This window comes from Nocardia canadensis (assembly GCF_032656385.1).
GTDB classification, from domain to species: Bacteria; Actinomycetota; Actinomycetes; order Mycobacteriales; family Mycobacteriaceae; genus Nocardia; species Nocardia canadensis.
Window position 1 is genome coordinate 1 of the sequence record NZ_JAVCWB010000010.1, and the last position, 17,805, is coordinate 17,805.

Annotated in this window: 14 protein-coding genes; all 14 read right to left on the bottom strand. The window is 70.5% G+C overall.

Translation table 11 applies throughout. The annotated features are described in order from the left end of the window. On the bottom strand, positions 1-1,228 hold a 1,228-nt coding region (locus tag Q7X29_RS23685), incomplete at its 3' end, for a hypothetical protein (protein WP_316575425.1). A gap of 89 nt (positions 1,229-1,317) precedes the next feature. Next, positions 1,318-2,133 (bottom strand): hypothetical protein, encoded by an 816-nt coding sequence (locus tag Q7X29_RS23690; RefSeq protein WP_316575426.1) that lies wholly within the window; start codon positions 2,131-2,133, stop codon positions 1,318-1,320. Continuing rightward, the gene (locus Q7X29_RS23695; RefSeq protein WP_218716424.1) at positions 2,130-2,726 is read right to left on the bottom strand and encodes a hypothetical protein; all 597 of its coding nucleotides are present in this window, start codon (positions 2,724-2,726) and stop codon (positions 2,130-2,132) included. The genes Q7X29_RS23690 and Q7X29_RS23695 overlap by 4 nt, the downstream gene beginning before the upstream one ends. 11 nt (positions 2,727-2,737) lie before the next feature. Further along, positions 2,738-2,992, bottom strand: a complete 255-nt coding sequence (locus Q7X29_RS23700; protein ID WP_218716423.1) for a hypothetical protein — start codon at positions 2,990-2,992, stop codon at positions 2,738-2,740. Continuing rightward, positions 2,989-3,285, bottom strand: a complete 297-nt coding sequence (locus tag Q7X29_RS23705; RefSeq protein ID WP_022566424.1) for a hypothetical protein — start codon at positions 3,283-3,285, stop codon at positions 2,989-2,991. The genes Q7X29_RS23700 and Q7X29_RS23705 overlap by 4 nt, the downstream gene beginning before the upstream one ends. A 94-nt stretch (positions 3,286-3,379) precedes the next feature. Continuing rightward, on the bottom strand, positions 3,380-4,024 hold the full coding sequence (locus Q7X29_RS23710; protein ID WP_218716422.1) for a hypothetical protein: 645 nt from the start codon (positions 4,022-4,024) through the stop codon (positions 3,380-3,382). Continuing rightward, positions 4,021-4,875 (bottom strand): MinD/ParA family ATP-binding protein, encoded by an 855-nt coding sequence (locus Q7X29_RS23715; protein WP_218716421.1) that lies wholly within the window; start codon positions 4,873-4,875, stop codon positions 4,021-4,023. The genes Q7X29_RS23710 and Q7X29_RS23715 overlap by 4 nt, the downstream gene beginning before the upstream one ends. 12 nt (positions 4,876-4,887) lie before the next feature. Then, positions 4,888-5,943 carry a hypothetical protein gene (locus Q7X29_RS23720; RefSeq protein WP_255586869.1) on the bottom strand — a complete coding sequence of 352 codons (1,056 nt, stop codon included), beginning with the start codon at positions 5,941-5,943 and terminating at the stop codon, positions 4,888-4,890. 55 nt (positions 5,944-5,998) lie between these two features. After that, a complete protein-coding gene (locus tag Q7X29_RS23725; RefSeq protein WP_316575427.1) occupies positions 5,999-7,579 on the bottom strand; it encodes a cutinase family protein in 1,581 nt (526 codons plus the stop codon). Positions 7,580-7,857: 278 nt separating this feature from the next. Then, positions 7,858-10,227 carry a RelA/SpoT family protein gene (locus tag Q7X29_RS23730; RefSeq protein WP_218716420.1) on the bottom strand — a complete coding sequence of 790 codons (2,370 nt, stop codon included), beginning with the start codon at positions 10,225-10,227 and terminating at the stop codon, positions 7,858-7,860. A 162-nt stretch (positions 10,228-10,389) separates the two neighbouring features. Further along, positions 10,390-11,400 (bottom strand): alkaline phosphatase family protein, encoded by a 1,011-nt coding sequence (locus tag Q7X29_RS23735; RefSeq protein WP_316575428.1) that lies wholly within the window; start codon positions 11,398-11,400, stop codon positions 10,390-10,392. Positions 11,401-11,528: 128 nt separating this feature from the next. Next, positions 11,529-15,749, bottom strand: coding sequence for a type I polyketide synthase (locus tag Q7X29_RS23740; protein ID WP_316575429.1), 4,221 nt, complete (start codon positions 15,747-15,749; stop codon positions 11,529-11,531). Then, positions 15,746-16,012, bottom strand: coding sequence for an acyl carrier protein (locus Q7X29_RS23745; RefSeq protein ID WP_218716417.1), 267 nt, complete (start codon positions 16,010-16,012; stop codon positions 15,746-15,748). Before Q7X29_RS23745 ends, Q7X29_RS23740 begins: the two co-directional genes overlap by 4 nt. 28 nt (positions 16,013-16,040) lie before the next feature. Next, positions 16,041-17,717, bottom strand: a complete 1,677-nt coding sequence (locus tag Q7X29_RS23750; protein ID WP_316575430.1) for a fatty acyl-AMP ligase — start codon at positions 17,715-17,717, stop codon at positions 16,041-16,043. Between the last annotated feature and the right edge of the window lie 88 nt (positions 17,718-17,805).

The following is a 17,805-nucleotide window of genomic DNA, read 5'->3' on the forward strand; positions in this document are numbered from 1 at the left end:
GTGGTGGCGGTGTCGGCGCGGGGCCGCGCGGGGCCCCGCCGCCGGGGCCCGCCCCGCCGGGCCGCGGACCCGAGCCCGCGCTGCCGAAGTAGCCCGCCGAGCCGGGGGCGGCGGCGGGCCGGGTGGCGACCGCCTTGGTGCCGATCGCGCCGAGCGCCATCGCGCCCACCGCGGTACCACCGGCCACCATCAGACCGGAACCACCGGTGCCGACCGTGGCGACGGCGGGCGCCACCAGGCGCATCAGCGCGGGCAGCACGAACGCGACGCTGCACAGCAGCACCAGCGCGACCAGCATCCGCTGGGCCTGTTCACCTTCCGGCAAACCGCCCGAGGTCGTGGTCTCGTCGACATGTCCCGCGGTGGTGAACGCGATCATGTACACGATCGCCGCCACCGGCTTGAACAGCATGAACGCGATGATCCAGCCGACCAGCTTCTGATACGACTGCTTGCCGGTCCCGGTCGCCGACGCCGCCGCGGCCAGCGGCAGCACGCCGGCGGCGACCACCAGCAGACCCTGCCGCACGATGGCCAGCACGATCTGGGCGAGCGCGCCGAGCAGGCCGACGATCGCGATGATCAGCACCAGACCTGGCGAGAACGCCTGCAACTTCGACGTCTTCACCATCAGCTCGGCCATGTTCTTGGCATTGCCGCCGGTGGCGTCCTGAATGATCCACTCCGAGAACTTGTCCGAGGCCCGGGTGCCCGCGACGATCACCGCGCCGAGCATCCACGAGCTGAACACGACCCGGGCGAACAACCGGAACGACTCGGCGGCCTCGCTCACGGCCGCCCCGCGTCTGGCCTCGGCCAATCGGCCGCCGGTGATGATCACCGACGCGATCAGCAAGAGCATCTGTATCTGATAGGTGTAGTCGTTGATCTTGGTGAACAGCGCGCCGGAGTCGCTCACCGCCTCGTTGGGCACCTTCATCCAGAAGGTCAGCGCCAGGATCAGCGCCTCACCGAGACCCTTCATCAGCGAGTCGACCACCTTGCCGAAGGTGGAGTCCCAGGCCTTGTCCTTGACCGCGGTCGCCGCGTCGCCCGGATGCGAGGCGGCGTTGCCCGCCTTGCACACCGCCGAGGCCGCGTCACCCAGGGAGATCCCGGGGATGGCGACACCGTCGAGCGTGTCGTGCAGTTCGTTACAGGCCTGGTCGAAGCCGTAGGTCTGGCCGTAGGCCACGGTCGGCGTCGCGATCATCACGGTGAAGATCACCGCGAAGATTGTGAGTATTCGCCTCAGCATTGTTGGCACCCCTCGATGGTCCGCAGGGAATCGATCCGGGCTGTGCTGTACACCGATGCTCACCATTTCGTCCACCCCGCCAGCGATTCCACGTATTCCGTCTGGGTGTTGGTCGTCGACGACGGCTTGAGCCGCCAGTCGCCCGCGTCCCACACCACGATCATCCGCATGGCGGCATACAACTGTTTCCCGTCGATCACCGGCCCGCGCGAGGCGAGCCGAACGATCGCCATGTCGTCGGCGTAGTCGTCGATCTTGAACGCGTCCGACGCCACGAAATAGCGGGTCACCTTCTCCGGCTGCTGTTTCGGCAGCCGGTCGCTCGACAGCGCCGAGTCGTAGGCGGCCAGCTGCGCGGTGCTGACCCGCACCTGTGTCACGTACAGCGAACGGTCGGCCGGCCTGGCGTTGAGCCGGTAGGTGATCTGCGCGGCGGCCAGCGCGGCGCCCTGCGGGGTGCGCGCGTAGCCGACGGCCAGACCGTCCTCGATCCGGGCCGGACCGTCGGAGGTGGAGAACGGCACCGACGCGCCGTAGACCCGTTGCCAGCCGTGCGGTTTCGTCGTGCCCTCGGGCGCGGCGGTCAGCCAGTCCGAATCCACCGGCGAACGTTGCGTCGAGGGGTCCTGCGCGAGCGGCTGGCCTGCCGGATTGTTCGGAACGTCGACCCGCCTGCCGAACAGATCGACCTCGGGATCGGCGAAACCCGTTCCGCCCGCGGCCTGCGCAGGCGGCGGTGCGACGTCGTCCTCGGTCCCGCCACTGCTGGTGAAGTACACGACCGCGCCGACGACCAGGATCAGGGCGAGCAGCGCACCCGAGGCGATCATGCCGAAAGAAGCGCGGTCGCGCGCGCCCGGCTCCTTCACGCTCACTTCGGTGCCTCCAATGTCACGATGTCGGTGGGTAGTTCGTCGATCGCGTCGACGGGTCGGTCGGTGGACTGCGGGTCGGGCAATTGCAGCCGCCAGTCTCCGCCGTACCAGCCGACCGTGGTGTGGTTCACGGCACGTGAGCTGTCCGAATATTCGGTGTAGACATCGACTCGGGACTGTTCGTCACGGTATTCGGTAATTTTGTAGCCCAACAATCTCGGCGCGTACTCCGGCGCGGCGGGTCCGGTGATCGACAACTGCACCCGGTTGATCGCCCACTCGTCGCGGGCCGGACCCGGCACCAGTTCCTGATTCACCACGGTGGCCCACTGGTTGTCGGGCGCCACCGACAACCGGATGGTGTGCGTCAGCGCCGCCAGTCCGGCGCCGCGCGGGGAATGCTCGAAACCCGTGGCGGCGCCCTGGGTCACCGAGCTCGGCCCCTGATCGGACAAGGGCAGGGCGATGCCCTGGTAGTCCTGCCAGCGCACCCCGGTCGGGGCGGCGGACAGATCGGGGCCGGTATCACCGCCGCGGCCGCAGCCCACCGCCGCGGTCAGCAGCGCGATACCGACCGCGACCGGCCGTGTCATGGTGCTCCCCCTCACGCCGGCAGGAACGCCAGCGCGATCGCGGAGGCGGTACTGGCGACCGCGGCACCGAGCAGGCTCATCAGGACACCGTGCGAGGCGTCGTTGACGGCCAGGTCGGAGCGGAACGCGATCCACAGCCGACCTGCCGACAGGATCATCCAGGCCAGGCACGAGAGCAGGACGAACCAGAGCAGCCAGTTGAGCAGCTGCATCATCGGCGCCAGCACGTCGGCCGGGATCTGCTTGTAGGCGAACACGGTGATCACGTACCGATGACCGCGTTCATGATGGTGCCCGCGCTGGTCGCGACGACACCGCCGATCATGGCGCCCGCCACCATCTTCGGCGACTCGAGGCCGCCGCCGGTCCAGCGCTCCCAGGCGAACTTGCCGCCGGCGTAGGTGATACCGCAGATGCCCGACAGCAGCACGAACCAGGTGAGATACCGCACCAGCTGCAGGATCTTCTCCGAGCCGGGAGGAGCTTCCGGTGTCGGATTACCCACCTGGGCCAGGACGGTGCCGTACGTGTCCTGCACGGCGAGGAGGATCATGCTCATCGGGTGCCTTTCTCCCACTGTAAAGGTGTTGTGCCACAAACACTTCGACGCCGACACACGTTTGTACACCACCGGCGGCCGGCTTGCCCGGCGATCATGATCGACGCTCCCCCGGTGTGGGATCGTCGATGCTCGCCCGGATCGCGGCGATCAGATCGGTCCCGAGCTCACCGATCTCGGCCGGTACCTCGTCGAGCGGATCGGCCCGGCGTTTCCTGGGCGCGATCTCGTCCCCGGGCGACCACACCGGCAGCGCCTCGGACTCGACGAGCGTCCATTCCTCGATCCACGGCACCTGCCAGACGTGCCCGGCCAGCGAGCCGACCACGTCGCGGTAGCGCCGGATCTCCGGCGGCACCCGGCCGGGGCGGGCCGCGACCGTGATCAGGCCGAGCACCAGCGCCGGACCGGCCAGCAACGCGTGGTGCTGGCGCAGCAGGTCGTGCGCGCGGGTGAGGCCGGAGATGGTCTCACGCGCGACGAGGACGACGTAGGGGGATTCGCGCTCGAACACACCGGGCCACTTGCCCCGGGCATCGGCGGCGGGCGCGAGCACATGCGCGAGCGTGGTGGCACCGGAGCCACCGTGGACGCCGAGCAGCCACACCAGTGGCGCGCGGCCGACCCCGGGTACCGGACGCTCCCAGATCGGCGCGCGCAGCGATTCGGGCGGTGCGACGACGCCGACGCCGGCGGGCGTCGGTTCACGACGACGACGAAGATTCATAGCGGCCGTCATGATGCCACCCCGGCGAGCAACCGCCCATATGCCGCACGCGTCGGCTCGGCCAGCTCGCTGTGCCGAACCAGCTCACCGCGGGCCAGATGCGGGTCGTACGGAATCTCGACGACCTCGCGTACCCAGCCGGACAGATGCTCGCGCAAATGCTCGGCTACGCGCGAGTCGTCGTGCGAATACTGGTGGGAGACAACGATGGTCGTGTCCGCCACGACTCCGGCGCCGTCGTCGCCGTAGTGGTCGTCGAGCCATTCCAGCGTCACCCGCAGGCGGTTGGCCGCGTCGACGCGGGCCGGAATGGTCAGGACCAGTGCGATATCGGCGTCGTCGAGCAGCGGGCGCAGTTGCCGACCGGCAATCGGGCTGCCGCCGTCGTAGACCGCGGTGTACCCGCCGGTGGTCAAAGCCCTGGCGACAGTGAGATATGTCGCGCGCCGGCGCAGCGGCGTCGCGTCGCGCCAGAGCAGCCCGAAGCCGGAGGTGGAGCGGGACAGGCAGTCCTCGATCGGGGCGGGTTCGTCGTCGCCGCGGCCGTACACCCACGACTGCAGATTCACCGGGTGCAGGTGCTTGTCGGCGCCGCGCAAGGCGAGATCGCTGCCCGCGGCGGTCGCGTCGACCGCCACCGTGGCCGCGCCCTCGGTGACCAGTTCGGCGGCCAGGCCGAGCGTGGTCGTGGTGGTGCCCGCGCCGCCGCAGCCGCCCACGACGAGGATCGGTCTGCGAGCGCCCTCGGAACGTTCGCCGGTCTTGCGCCGCAACCGCACCACCGGAGCCGGGTCACGCGCCGCGTCACCCGACGGCTCCCCCTCGGGGGCGTCGTCGAGCCATCGGCTCCAGTCGTCTGTCATCGCCTCTGCTCCTTACCCTGCCGCGATGCCCGTGATGAGCGTGCGATCGCCGACCAGCGCTGTGCGCACCGACTGCTTGGTGTAGGTGGCCGGTGCGCCCGCGGGCCGGAACTCGGTGACCTCCACCGTGTACCGGTCGGCGGCGACGGTGGTGATCCGCACACAGTGGGTGGTCCCCACCGGGATGGAGTCGATGCCGCGCTGGATCACGGCGGCCGGCGAGACATCGGCGTCCGGGGTCACGACCGCGCGGGCCTGCTCCCCCGATCGGTTGACGTAGTAGGCGTATTGGAAGGCCAGCACGGCGTCGGGGCCGGAGTCGGTGCCCCCGGCCTCGGCACTGCGCACCACGGCGCCGGTGCGTTCGGTCGGGCACGGACCCGGCGCCTCGGCGGTCAGGTTGCCCGCCGTGAAGTGCAGCGGCGGCGCGGCGTGCTTGGCGGTGTCGCCCCCGCGGCCGAACAGCAGGAAGAACACACCGGTGGCGGCGAGGACGAGCACCAGCACCGAGACGGCGAGCACGATCCAGGTGCGATTGCGGTTGCGGGCGCGCAGCGCGCCGGAGGGCTCGAGTACGCGCGCCTCGTCGTACTCGTCGTCGGCGGCGTCGGTCCAGGGGAACTGGACCAGTTCCGCGTCGTACTCGTCGTCGGGGCCCGGTGCGGGTTCGGCGACCCAGTCCGACCAGCCGCCGGTGAATTCGCTGCGCCGCGCGGCCAGTTCGGCGGGCGGTGCGGGCGCGGGCTCCGGTGCGACGTCGACCGGGTACGGCGGCGCCGGATGGACCGGGCGGTCGTAGTCTCCGGCGACACCGTAGTAGGCGTCGCGGTGTTCGTCCCCGGGTGTCCGGTTCGGCGCGTCCGCCGCCGTGGTGGCCGGCACGGGCCCGGTGGGCTCGGCTGCCGGTGCGGCGGACGGGGCGCGCTCGGGGCGCTGCGAATATCGGGCGGGACCGTCGTCCTCGCCCGCCGCCGGGTCGGCGGTGTCCTGGCGCGCAGGGTCGGCTGCCTCGGTCTCCGGTTCGAGCGCCGAGTACCAGCGCGACAGTTCGTTGTACGACTTCAACATTCCCCCCTTTCCGCGGCGCCGGGCACAAGGATTCGCATTGCAGACCTCTCGGTGATCAGTTCACAGAGAACGGACGGGTGGTGGGAGCGGTGGTTCCGGGTAACGCGGCAGGCGGAGTCGTCGCGCCGCCGGATGAGGCGCCATCGGCTCCTGTCCCGAACGGAAATTGTCCCCCACCGGAAGGTGTGGGTGTCGTAGACGCGCCGGTCGGGCTGGTGAAGATTCCGGCACTGCGTTTGTCCGATCCGCCGACCGGGATCGCACCCTGTCCCGAGGCGCTCGCCGCGTCCCGCGCGACGGCGGCGAACCAGTCCGCGACGTACTGGGTCGGGGTCGCGCCCTGCGCGCCGACGCCCATGCGCGAGTACGCGTCGTGGCGCTGGGTGGTGTCCCAGTAGCGCACCCAGGTGGTCACGTCGAGCAGCTCGGCGTTGTCGGTGATGTTCTGCTGGACGGCCGTATAAGCCTCGTTGACCAGCCGGATCCCGGTGGTCGGGGGCACGAGCTGGGGCACCGCGCCGACGAGCTTGGTGCCGAGCAGGGTGAGCCCGGCCAGCGGATTGGACAGTGTCGCGGTGGCCAATTCGGCGATGCTCGCCGGATTGAGCACGGTCTTCACCACGGTGACGACGGCGTTGAGCCCGATCATCCCGACCTTCAGCAGCGCCTGGTAGGCGGCGTTCACGTCGAGCTGACCGCGCGGGTCGGAGGCGTCGGCGATGCGCTGGGAGATCGTCTTCTTCGGCGAGAGCGAGACATCCGCGAGCGTGCTGCCGGAAATATCCTCGTCGACCACCGTCGAGGCCGTCTTGATGGAGGTGAAGGCCAGCGCCTGCGCGATCGAGACCAGCGAGCCGATCGGGTCGCCACCGGACAGTTTCACCTGGCTGACCAGATTGGCCACCGCCCGCAGCAGCGGGGCGCCCTGCGGCGCGTCGCAGGCGAGATCACCTGTCGCGCAGAAGCTCGCGACGCGCCCGGTGAGCTTACCGAAATCGGCGGGCTGGGTGTCGCTCGCGCCGAGCCCACCGCCGGGCGCGGGGGCCTGGCGTACGGCGGCCACGGCGTCGAGGGATTCCCCGGAGGTACCGGGTGCCGCGATCGGCGTCGCGCGGTCGGGCGCGCCGGGAAACACCGGGGCGTTCGCGCCGCGGGTCGGGTCGGCGAACAACGCGACCGCGGCGACCTTGTCGGCGGATATCTTCCCGGTGCCCGCGCCCACTTCCTGGGCGAACAACGAGGCCACGTGGGCGCCTTGCGAATACCCGACCACCGCGATGCGCGAGTCCGGGCAGCGCTGCACGACCTGGGCGGCCATCGATCGCAGCCGCTCGAGTCCACCGTCGACCGATTGCGTGTAGGGCACCGCCCCACCCGGTACCGCGCCGCCGAATCCGGCCTCGTACGGGACGTACGCGCGATCGACCAGCCCCGGCTCAGCAGCCTTGGCGAACATCGGCCGGAAGACCGTCGACAGCATGCCGGTGTCGGTACTCGGGGCGGCGTCCGGTGACGATTCTCCTGTGCCCTGAATCCCCAAGGCGTACAGTGCCGGACACGCCGAGATCGACACCTGGGTGGACGGAGCACCGGGCGCGGCCTCGTCCGCGGTGGCCGCGCCTGCCGATACCGTCACCGAAGCGACGGTGAACGCGATGATCGTCCCCGTGAGTCGTGTCGTGCACCGAGCCATATCGATCCGCATCACAGTCCGTTTCGGCTGACCAGTGGAGCGTTGAAACGCAGTAAACCGTAACAGATTCCGGGACCCCGAACCCCTGCCCAAAATGGCCCTTTCACTGCCCCCGGCAAACCCCGTTGTCCCAGCAATCTTCTGGCGATCTACCAGCTGTGTTCCCGCAGACAGCGGCCCGGGCACCCTCGCGAACGAGAGTGCCCGGGCCGGGGTTCGGGTCAGGCCGCGGAGGTCACCCGGTAGACGTCGTAGACCCCTTCGACATTGCGCACGACATTGAGCAGATGACCCAGGTGCTTCGGGTCGCCCATCTCGAAGGTGAACTTGCTGATCGCGACGCGGTCGCCGTGCGTGGCCACCGAGGCGGACAGGATGTTGACCTTCTCGTCGGCCAGCACCTTGGTGACGTCGGAGAGCAGCCGGGTGCGATCGAGCGCCTCGATCTGGATGGCGACGAGGAACACCGACGACGGCGACGGCGCCCACTCGACCTCGATGATGCGCTCCGACTGTTCCTGCAACGATCCGGCATTGGTGCAGTCGGTCCGGTGCACGCTCACCGCGCCACCGCGGGTCACGAAGCCCATGATCTCGTCGCCCGGCACCGGCGTGCAGCACTTGGCCAGCTTGGCCACCGTGCCCGGCGCGCCGGGGATGAGCACGCCGGCGTCTCCGGTGACCCGCTGACGGCTGGGCGTCGTCGACGGCGTCGACCGTTCGGCCAGCTCGTTCTCGACGTCACCGATGCCGCCGAGCTGGGCCATCAGCCGCTGCACGACGTGGTGCGCCGAGACCTGGTGCTCGCCGACGGCGGTGTAGAGCGCGGAGATGTCGGAGTAGTGCAGTTCGTGGGCGACCGCGGTCATCGCGTCCACGCTCATCAGCCGCTGCAGCGGCAGCCCGACCCGGCGGACCTCCTTGGAGATCTGTTCCTTGCCGCTGTCGAGGGCTTCCTCGCGACGTTCCTTGGCAAACCATTGGCGAATCTTGGCCTTCGCGCGTGGCGAGACGACGAAGTTCTGCCAGTCCCGGCTCGGGCCCGCGTTCTGCGCCTTGGAGGTGAACACCTCCACGACCTCACCGTTCTCGAGCTGGCGTTCCAGCGCGACGAGGCGCCCGTTGACCCTGGCGCCGATGCACTTGTGCCCGACCTCGGTGTGCACGGCGTAGGCGAAGTCGACCGGGGTCGACTTCTGCGGCAGCGTGATCACATCGCCCTTGGGGGTGAACACGAAGATCTCCGGCGACTTCAGGTCGAAGCGCAGGGATTCGAGGAACTCGGCGGGGTCGGCGGCCTCTCGCTGCCAGTCCAGCAGCTGGCGCATCCACGCCATGTCGTCGACCTCGGCGGCGTCACCGGAGTGCTTGCCCTTGGTCTCCTTGTAGCGCCAGTGCGCGGCGATGCCGAACTCGGCCGTGCGGTGCATGTCGTGGGTGCGGATCTGCACTTCCAGCGGCTTGCCGTCGGGGCCGACGACGGTGGTGTGCAGCGACTGGTAGACGCCGTAGCGCGGCTGGGCGATGTAGTCCTTGAACCGGCCCGCCATGGGCTGCCACAGCGAGTGCACCACGCCGACCGCGGCGTAGCAGTCACGGACCTCGTCGCACAGGATGCGCATGCCGACCAGGTCGTGGATGTCGTCGAAGTCCTTCCCCTTGACGATCATCTTCTGATAGATCGACCAGTAGTGCTTGGGGCGGCCTTCCACGACGGCGTTGATCCGCGACGCGGCCAGGGTGTTGATGATCTCGGCGCGTACCTTCTGCAGGTAGGTGTCGCGCGAGGGCGCGCGGTCGGCGACCAGGCGCACGATCTCGTCGTACTTCTTGGGGTGCAGGATCGCGAAAGCGAGGTCCTCGAGCTCCCATTTGACGGTGGCCATGCCGAGGCGGTGCGCCAGCGGCGCGATCACCTCGAGGGTCTCCTTGGCCTTCTTGGCCTGCTTCTCCGGCGGCAGGAAGCGCATGGTGCGCATGTTGTGCAGCCGGTCGGCGACCTTGATCACCAGCACGCGAGGGTCGCGGGCCATGGCGATGATCATCTTGCGGATGGTCTCGGCCTCGGCCGCCGCGCCCAGGTTGACCTTGTCGAGCTTGGTGACGCCGTCGACGAGGTGGGCGACCTCCTGCCCGAACTCCTCCTTGAGCTGCTCGAGCGAGTAGCCGGTGTCCTCGACGGTGTCGTGCAGCAGCGCCGCGACCAGCGTCGTGGTGTCCATGCCGAGTTCGGCGAGGATGTTGGCGACCGCCAGCGGGTGGGTGATGTAGGGATCACCGGACTTGCGGAACTGCTTGGCATGCCGCTCGTCGGCGACGTCGAAGGCGCGCTGCAGCAGCGCGAGGTTGGCCTTCGGGTACAGCTCCCGGTGGACGGTGGCCAGCGGTTCCAGCACCGGCTTGACCGCCGCGATGCCGCGCTGGCCGGTCATCCGGCGCGCGAGCCTGGCCCGCACCCGCCGTGAGGCCGAGCTGGGCACGGAGGCGGTCGGTGACTGTTTGGCCGGTTCGGGGGTCGCCGGGGCACCGTCGTTCCGCGGGGCGCCGGTGGACTCCTGCCCAACCTTCGCCTCGCCGAGTTGTCGAGTCATGCCACCGCCTCTCACGCTGCATTCGGACCTGTCGGCCGAGTGCTGCAACCGCCCGGACCACCAACTTTAGTCCCCACACCGACCTGGTGTTCGATTCCCTGCGGTCACAGGCGTGCGACGGTCGCGACTCGGCCCGAAAACCCGCCTCGACCTGCGGATCGTTCAGCGTTCGTCGACCGGGGGCCGCGGGGTCCGCACACTGCGGCCGTCGAGCCTGCCCGGCGGGGCGCCGAGCAGGTCGAGCACGGTCGGGGTGACGTCGACCAGGGTGTACGCGCTGGTCGCGGTGCCCGCGGCGAAGTCGGGGCCGCGCGCGATGACGAAGTTGGCGGTCTCGTCCGGGGTCTGGCCGCCGTGTCCACCGGCCGGGCGGTGCCCGTGATCGGTCGTCACCAGGACGGTCCACCGCTCGCGCGGGTGGCCGGCGGCGCGGCGGTCGACGGCGGCGACGATCTGCCCGATCAGGACGTCGACCCGCCGGATCGCCGCCAGATAGGCGCGGGAGGCGCCGCCGTGCCGATGGCCTGCCAGGTCGATCTGGTCGAGATGGGTGACGACCAGATCGGGCCCGGTGCGCTCGATCGTGTGCGCCGCCTCGGTGGCGGTGCCCGCGTCGGTGGCCGACTCGTCGACGTCGCGCGGATCGGGGGCGGTGGTCAGCGCGAGGTCGGCGCGCCGGTCGCCGCTGCGCGCGATGGTGGCGATCTGGTCCCAGGTGCCGATCGAGACGGTGTGCCGAGCGGGGTCGGCCCGTTCGATCCGGGTGAACACGCTGGGATGGGCCAGGAACGGGCCCGTGCCGAAGCCGTTGTCGGTGATGCCGTGCTCGGTGTCCCACACGCCGGTCAGCGCACTCGCCCACGACGGCCCGGAGACGGTGATGTGCCCGGCGATGCTGCCGCGCGAGAGCAGTCCCTGGGCGGCGAGGTGGCGCAGGCGTGGCGCCTGCACGTGGTCGGCCTTGTCGAACAGCAGCCCGTCGATCCCGATCACCACGACCTTCGCGACGGGTCCGCCGGGGCGCGGAACACCGAACGCGGCCGTCGCGTCGACGGCGGGGACGGGCCTGTCGAAGTCGGTGTCGGAGCCCGCGGCCGAGCACAGCACCGGAAGGGTCAGCAGGGCGGTGGCCAGCGCGACGAACACCCGCGCCGGCGCCGACATCTCGCGCATGTCCTCACGATGCGGCAGCGCGGACGGCCCGGCGAGGGCGGCACGGCGGTGTTCATCGACGTTTCACCGCCGCCGCGCGTCCCGGTCGCCCCGCTGAACGAGAGGCCAACAGTGCCTTGCCGCTTCACCTAGGCCGACGCGGCGAGCTCCTCGGTGAGCACGGCGACGGTCTCGCGGATCTGGTCCTCGGTATGACAGGCGGTGACGAAGAACCGCAGCCGCGCGAGGTCCTCGGGGACCGCCGGGTAGATGATCGGATTGACGTTGATCCCCCGGCGCAGCAGCGTGTTCGACAGCCGCAGCGTCCGGAGGGAATCGCCCACGATGCACGGGATGATAGGGGTGTCGGCGCTGTCACCGGTGTCGATCCCGGCCGCGCGGGCCAGCTCCAGGAACAGCCGCGCGTTGTGCCGCAACCGCGCCAGCGGGGCGGGGTCGGCGCGCAGTTGCCGGATCGCCTCGGCCGAGGCGGCGGCGTTCATCGGCGTCATGCCGACGCTGTAGACGAACCCGGGTGTCGTGTACTTGAGGAAGCGGATCAGCTCGGCGCTGCCCGCCACATATCCCCCGCATCCGGCGAGCGCCTTGGACATGGTCCCGGACCACAGTTCGACATCGCTCCGATCGACGCCGAAGTGTTCGCCGATGCCGCCGCCGTGCGCGCCGAGCACACCGATGCTGTGCGCCTCGTCGATCATCAGCAGCGCCCGGTGCCGCTTCTTGATCTCGATGATCGCGGGCAGGTCGGGGATGTCGCCGTCCTGGCTGTAGACGCCCTCGATCAGGATCAGCACCCGGCGGTAGCGGGGCCGCAGTTCGCCGAGCAGCCGGTCCAGGGCCGCGTGGTCGTTGTGCGGGAACGGCCGTCGCGTCGCGCCCGACAGCACGCACCCCTGCAGGATGCTGTCGTGGGCGAGGCTGTCGTGGATCACCAGGTCCTCGGGCCCGACCAGGTGCCCGATGATGGTGACATTGGTGGAGTGGCCGCCGACCAGCGCGATCGCGTCCTCGGTGCCGAGCAGCCCCGCGAGTTCGGCCTCCAGTTCCCGGTGCACCGGCTTCTCGCCGGAGAGCACCCGGCTGGCCGAGCAAGAGCTGCCGTACCGGGCGACGGCGTCCTGGACGGCCGCGACCACCGCCGGATGACCGGAGAGCCCGAGGTAGTTGTAGCTGGAGAAGTTGAGCACCGGGACACCGTCGATCACCGAGGTGTCGCGGGTGACACCGTCGTTGACCAGGAAATACGGATTGTCCAGGCCCAGCGCCGCCGCCCCGGTCATCCGGTCCTCGATCGCCCGCACCTCCGGGAAGTCCGCGATCCGGTACTCCGCGTCGACCGTCACCGGCGCCGGTTCAGGCAGCACCGGGGTGGGCGCGGGCCCACCGGCCACCTGACCGGTGACGTACCCGACCACATCACCGACGGTGGTGGCGGCGCTCGGCCACGACGGGTCCACCTGGAGCCCCGGCAGCTTGCGCATCAATCCACCGAACAGGTCCGACAGCATCATCGAGTCGAATCCGAGTTCGCCGGTGAGGGTTTCGCTGTCGCGCAGCCGGTCGACCGCGAATCCGCTGACCCGCCCGCACTCGGCCCGCACGACGTCGGCGACCGCGTTCGGATCGACCGCGGCCGCGCCGGGCCCCGCCGACGGCGGCGCGACGGTCGCCGTGGCGCCCGGCGCCATCCGCGCGAGCAGCGCGTTCTGTTCGCGGAAGAGCGCGATCATCTGGTCCATGGTGGTGTCCTCCGCCGACGGGGCAGGTGGGGTGAGGGTGGTCGGTTCGATCCAGAAGCGGTGCTCGGTGGAGAAGTCGTAGACCGGCAGCCGACGACGGACGCGCTGCGCGGGCTCGTAGAGGTGGTCCCAGTCGGGTTCGAGGCCGTCGCGATACAGCGCGGCGACGGTCTCGGCGAGTTCGCGCCCGGTCGCGCCGGGGCCGGGACTCGGCGCCAGGCACCGCGGCAGCAGGTCGGGCCGCGCCCGGCCGACCAGTGGACTCAGCATGCGGCGCGGGCCGATCTCGACGACGTGGGTGGGATCGGTGTCGAGCGCCGCCGTCAGCGCGTCGCCGAAAAGGACGGTGGCGCCGATGTGTTCGGTCCAGTAGTCGGCGTCCATCGTCTCGGTCGGCGCGAGCAGCCTGCCGCGCACGGTCGAATAGATCGGCAGGGTCGGCACCCGATAGGCGCAGTCGCGGGCGACGGCCGCGAACTCCGCGTACATCGGTGCCATGAGCGGACTGTGGAAGGCGTGCGACACGGTCAGCAGCTTGGCGACGATCCCCCGCTCGGCGAGGACGGCCCGGATCCGGCCCAGCGCGGTGGCGTCGCCGGAGAGCACCAGATCGCTGGGCCCGTTGACCGCGCCAACGGCGACCGCGGGTGCGGCCGCGAGCAGCTCGGCGACCTGCTCGCGCGTCGCCCGGACCGCGAGCATCGCACCGCCCTCGGGCAGTCGCTGCATCAGCCTGCCGCGCGCGACGACGAGCCGACAGGCGTCCTCGAGGTTCATCACCCCCGCTACCGCGGCGGCCGTGAACTCCCCGATGCTGTGTCCGAGCGCCCAGGCCGGGCGGACGCCGGCGTCGGCGAGTGCTTGCGCCAGTGCGTATTCCATGGCGAAGATGGCCGGTTGCGCGAGCTCGGTGCGATCGATGTCGACGGTGTCGTCGAGCAGCAGTTCCCGGACCGAGACGCCCAGGTGCGCGGCCATCGCGGCGTCGACGGTCCCCAGTGCCCGCCGCAGCGACGGGCTCGCCGCCGCGGCGGCCCTGGCCATTCCGGCGAATTGCGACCCCTGCCCGGTGAACAGCCAGCCGACCCGCACCGGTCCCGCGACCCCGGATTCCGCTCCGGCGCGCAGGCGGGCGATCGCTTCGGCCGGATCGTCCGCCACGATCGCGAGCCGGTGCCGCCCCGACGATTTCACGCGATTACTCGTCCAGCACACCTGCGCGAACCGGTCCGCGGGCACCGCCGCCAGCGCATCCGCCAGCCGAGACGCGTTGCGTTCCAGCCCTGTCGCGTTGTCCGCCGACACCGTGAGCACACCGCCGCCGCTCGCGGGCACGGACTCCTCGACCGGCGCACCGGCCAGCACGAGGTGGGCGTTGGTGCCACCGATGCCGAAGCCGCTGACCCCGGCCAGCGCCGGTCCGGTCAGCGGCATCGGTTCGGCGAGCAGGCGCAACCCGTGCCGTTCCAGCTGCAGTCGCGGATTCTCCTGCTCGGCGAACCGGGTCGGCGCGACGACACCGTGGTGCAGGCTCAGCGCGACCTTGATGAGCCCGGCGACTCCGGCCGCGCCCTCGGTATGGCCGAGATTGCCTTTGATGGACCCGATTCCGCAGGGCCGCGCGCGGTCGCGCCCGTGCAGCCCGCCCAGCGCCTTGACCTCGATCATGTCGCCGAGCACCGTCCCGGTGCCGTGCGCCTCGATGAAGTCGACCGCCCCGGCCTCGATCCCGGCCCGGCGGCAGGCCTCGGCGATCACGTGCTGCTGGGCCCACCGGTTCGGCGCGCTGATGCCGTTGCTGCGCCCGTCGGAGTTCACCGCGCTGCCCTTGATCACCGCGTAGATCGGCAGTCCCGCGGCCTGCGCGTCGGCGAGGCGGCGCAGCACGAGCACCGCGACGCCCTCGCCGCGGACGATCCCGTCGGCGTTGCCGCTGAACGGTTTACAGCGCGCGTCGGGTGCCGAGAGCCCCGCCTGGGTGTAGAACACCCCGACCGCCGGCGTGAGGACCAGGTTCACACCACCGGCGACGGCCTGCTCGCAGTCACCGGAAGTCAGTGCGGCACAGGCGAGATGAACCGCGACCAGTGAGGACGAGCACGCGGTGTCGACCGCCAGGCTCGGGCCGCGCAGGTCGAGCTGGTAGGACAGCCGGTTGGCGGTCATGAAGTAGCCGTTGCCCGAGCCGTGCTGCGGAGTGATCGCGGCGTAGTCCGACATCTGCAGATTGGCCCATTCGTTGGCCATCACCCCGATGTACACGCCCGTGCGCGACCCGGCCTGTTCCCGGGGATCGACGGTCGCGTCCTCGAAGGCGCGCCAGGTGGCCTGCAACAGCAGCCGCTGCTGCGGGTCCATCGTCTCCGCCTCGTGCGGGGTGATCCCGAAGAACTCGTGGTCGAAGGCGTCGGCGTCGTCGATGAATCCGCCGCTGTGGGTGTTGATGGTGCCGGGTCCGCCCGCCGGGTCGTGGAAGTCCTCGGCGTGCCAGCGATTCGCCGGGACCGCCGAGATGGCGTCGCGACCGTCGAGCAGCAGCTGCCACAGTGCCGCCGGATCAGCCGCCTGCGGAAAGCGGCAATCCAGCCCGACGATCGCGATGTCGCTCATGCCGCGTCAGCGAACTCGTCGGCGAGGTAGCCCGCGATCGCGGCGATGGTCGGGTAGTCGAAGACCAGCGTCGGATCGATCTCGAGGTTCCAGCGGTCCTCGATCTCCCCGCACAGCGAGACGGCGGAGACGGAGTCCATGCCGAGTTCGGCCAGCGGGATCGACGGATCCACCTGGTGCGTGGCGCGATCGGTGTAGTCGGCGACGCGCTCGACGAGCCAGTCCTGGATACCGGTCGACGGGTGGGCGGTGGTGGTGAACATGGTCGGCTCCTGGCTGTGGTCGGGTCGATCAGGCGGTCAGCGCGCGGTCGAGCGCCGGTTCGAGGTCCTCGTGCAGTACCCGTTCGAGGCGATCGGCGAGAAACGCCTCGCGCATCGAGCCGCGCTGGATCTTGCCGCTGGTGGTGCGATGCACCGACCGCGCGGAGCGGGCCGCGACGAGCACCACATTCGGCGCGGGCACCTCGAATCCGCGCGCCACCGCGATCTTCATCGCGGAGGTCAGCCCGGCCAGGGTGTCGTCACCGAGCAGTTCCGGCCGCACACCCTGGATCACCACCAGTCGTTCCCGGCCGAGGACATCGACCGAGACGACCGCCCCCGCGTTGCCCGCGAGCGCGGGGTGCAGCTGCTGCACGAGCTCCTCGACGTCGGCCGGGTGGACGTTGCGGCCGTTGACGATCAGCAGGTCCTTGAGCCGGCCCGCGACGAACAGGTCACCGTCGTGGAGCAAGCCCAGATCGCCGGTCCGCAGGAACGGTCCCTCGGTGCCGAGATGGGCGTCGAAGACCTCGCGGGTCTCGGCGGGCCGGTTCCAGTACCCGGCCGCGACGCTGTCGCCGCGCACCCAGATCTCCCCGGTGGCCCCGTCGGGCAGCTCCGTGCGGGTCGCGGGGTCGACGATGCGGATCTCGAGGCCGTCGGCCGCGCGACCGCAGCCGACCAGCGGGGCATCGCCCGGCCGGTCGTAGTACACCGGTGCCGCGTCCATCGCCGCGGCGCTGGCCAGCAGGGTCACCTCGGCCAGCCCGTAGGCGGGCAGGAACGCGGTGGGGCGCAGTCCGGCGGGCGCGAACCGTTCCAGCACCGCCTCGATGGTGCGGGCCCGCACCGGCTCGGCGCCGCTGAGGGCGGCACGGAGGCTGCTCAGGTCGAGCTCGGCGAGCTGTTCGTCGGTGACCCGGCGCAGGATCAGGTCGTAGGCGAAATTGGGGGCGGCGGTGTAGCTCGCCCGGTACCGGTCGATGGCCTGCAGCCAGCGCACCGGACGCTTGATGAACGTCGTCGGCGCCATGAACACCAGGTTCGAGCCCACGTAGGCGGCGCCGAGCAACATGCCGATCAGACCCATGTCGTGGAACTGCGGGATCCAGCTCACCCCGGTCGACCCCTCGGTCATCCCGCCCGCGACGATCGCGGCCTCGTTGTGCAGCAGATTGCGGTGGGTGACGACGACGCCCTTGGGCGTGCCCGTCGAGCCCGAGGTGTACTGCAGGAAGGCGATCGTGCCCAGGTCGATGTCGGGCAGCTGCCAGGCGTCGGCGTCGCCGAGCGGCTGGTCGGTCGCGACGACGGTCGCGGTGGTGGTGGACGCGACGAGCGCGGCGAAGTCGGCGGTGGTGAGCACGAGCTGGGCGCCGGAGTCGGCGACGACGCCGCGCACCCGCTGCGCGGCCCGGTCCTCGTGCGGCAGCGGCGCCGGGACGGCGACGACACCGGCGTACAGGCAGCCGAGGAACGCGCGCAGGAACGCCATCCCGTCGAGGTAGAGCAACACCACCGGCCGCGCCGACTCCGGCTGCTCGGACAACCACTGGGCAAACGCGCGGGCATCGCGGTCGAGCTCGCGGAAGGTCACGACCTCCTCGACCAGGTCCCGACCGGATTCCCGCAGGTAGATGTAGGAACGGGTGTCCGCGTACCGGGAGAACTGCTGCCTGACGTGGTGCACGTAGCTCGACTGCATGTCGTGGTTCCTTCGGGAGGGTCGGGGGCGTAGTTACTACTCTGCGCTCCTGCACCCGCGCACCGGAAGAGACCTCAGGGGCCACCCG

Bases quoted from the DNA above. Each gene is read 5' to 3' on its own strand.
- Q7X29_RS23695 (WP_218716424.1), bottom strand. From the start codon at position 2,726: ATGACACGGCCGGTCGCGGTCGGTATCGCGCTGCTGACCGCGGCGGTG.
- Q7X29_RS23720 (WP_255586869.1), bottom strand. From the start codon at position 5,943: ATGTTGAAGTCGTACAACGAACTGTCGCGCTGGTACTCGGCGCTCGAA.
- Q7X29_RS23750 (WP_316575430.1), bottom strand. From the start codon at position 17,717: ATGCAGTCGAGCTACGTGCACCACGTCAGGCAGCAGTTCTCCCGGTAC.
- Q7X29_RS23715 (WP_218716421.1), bottom strand. From the start codon at position 4,875: ATGACAGACGACTGGAGCCGATGGCTCGACGACGCCCCCGAGGGGGAG.
- Q7X29_RS23710 (WP_218716422.1), bottom strand. From the start codon at position 4,024: ATGACGGCCGCTATGAATCTTCGTCGTCGTCGTGAACCGACGCCCGCC.
- Q7X29_RS23740 (WP_316575429.1), bottom strand. From the start codon at position 15,749: ATGAGCGACATCGCGATCGTCGGGCTGGATTGCCGCTTTCCGCAGGCG.
- Q7X29_RS23705 (WP_022566424.1), bottom strand. From the start codon at position 3,285: ATGAGCATGATCCTCCTCGCCGTGCAGGACACGTACGGCACCGTCCTG.
- Q7X29_RS23730 (WP_218716420.1), bottom strand. From the start codon at position 10,227: ATGACTCGACAACTCGGCGAGGCGAAGGTTGGGCAGGAGTCCACCGGC.
- Q7X29_RS23745 (WP_218716417.1), bottom strand. From the start codon at position 16,012: ATGTTCACCACCACCGCCCACCCGTCGACCGGTATCCAGGACTGGCTC.
- Q7X29_RS23735 (WP_316575428.1), bottom strand. From the start codon at position 11,400: ATGCGCGAGATGTCGGCGCCGGCGCGGGTGTTCGTCGCGCTGGCCACC.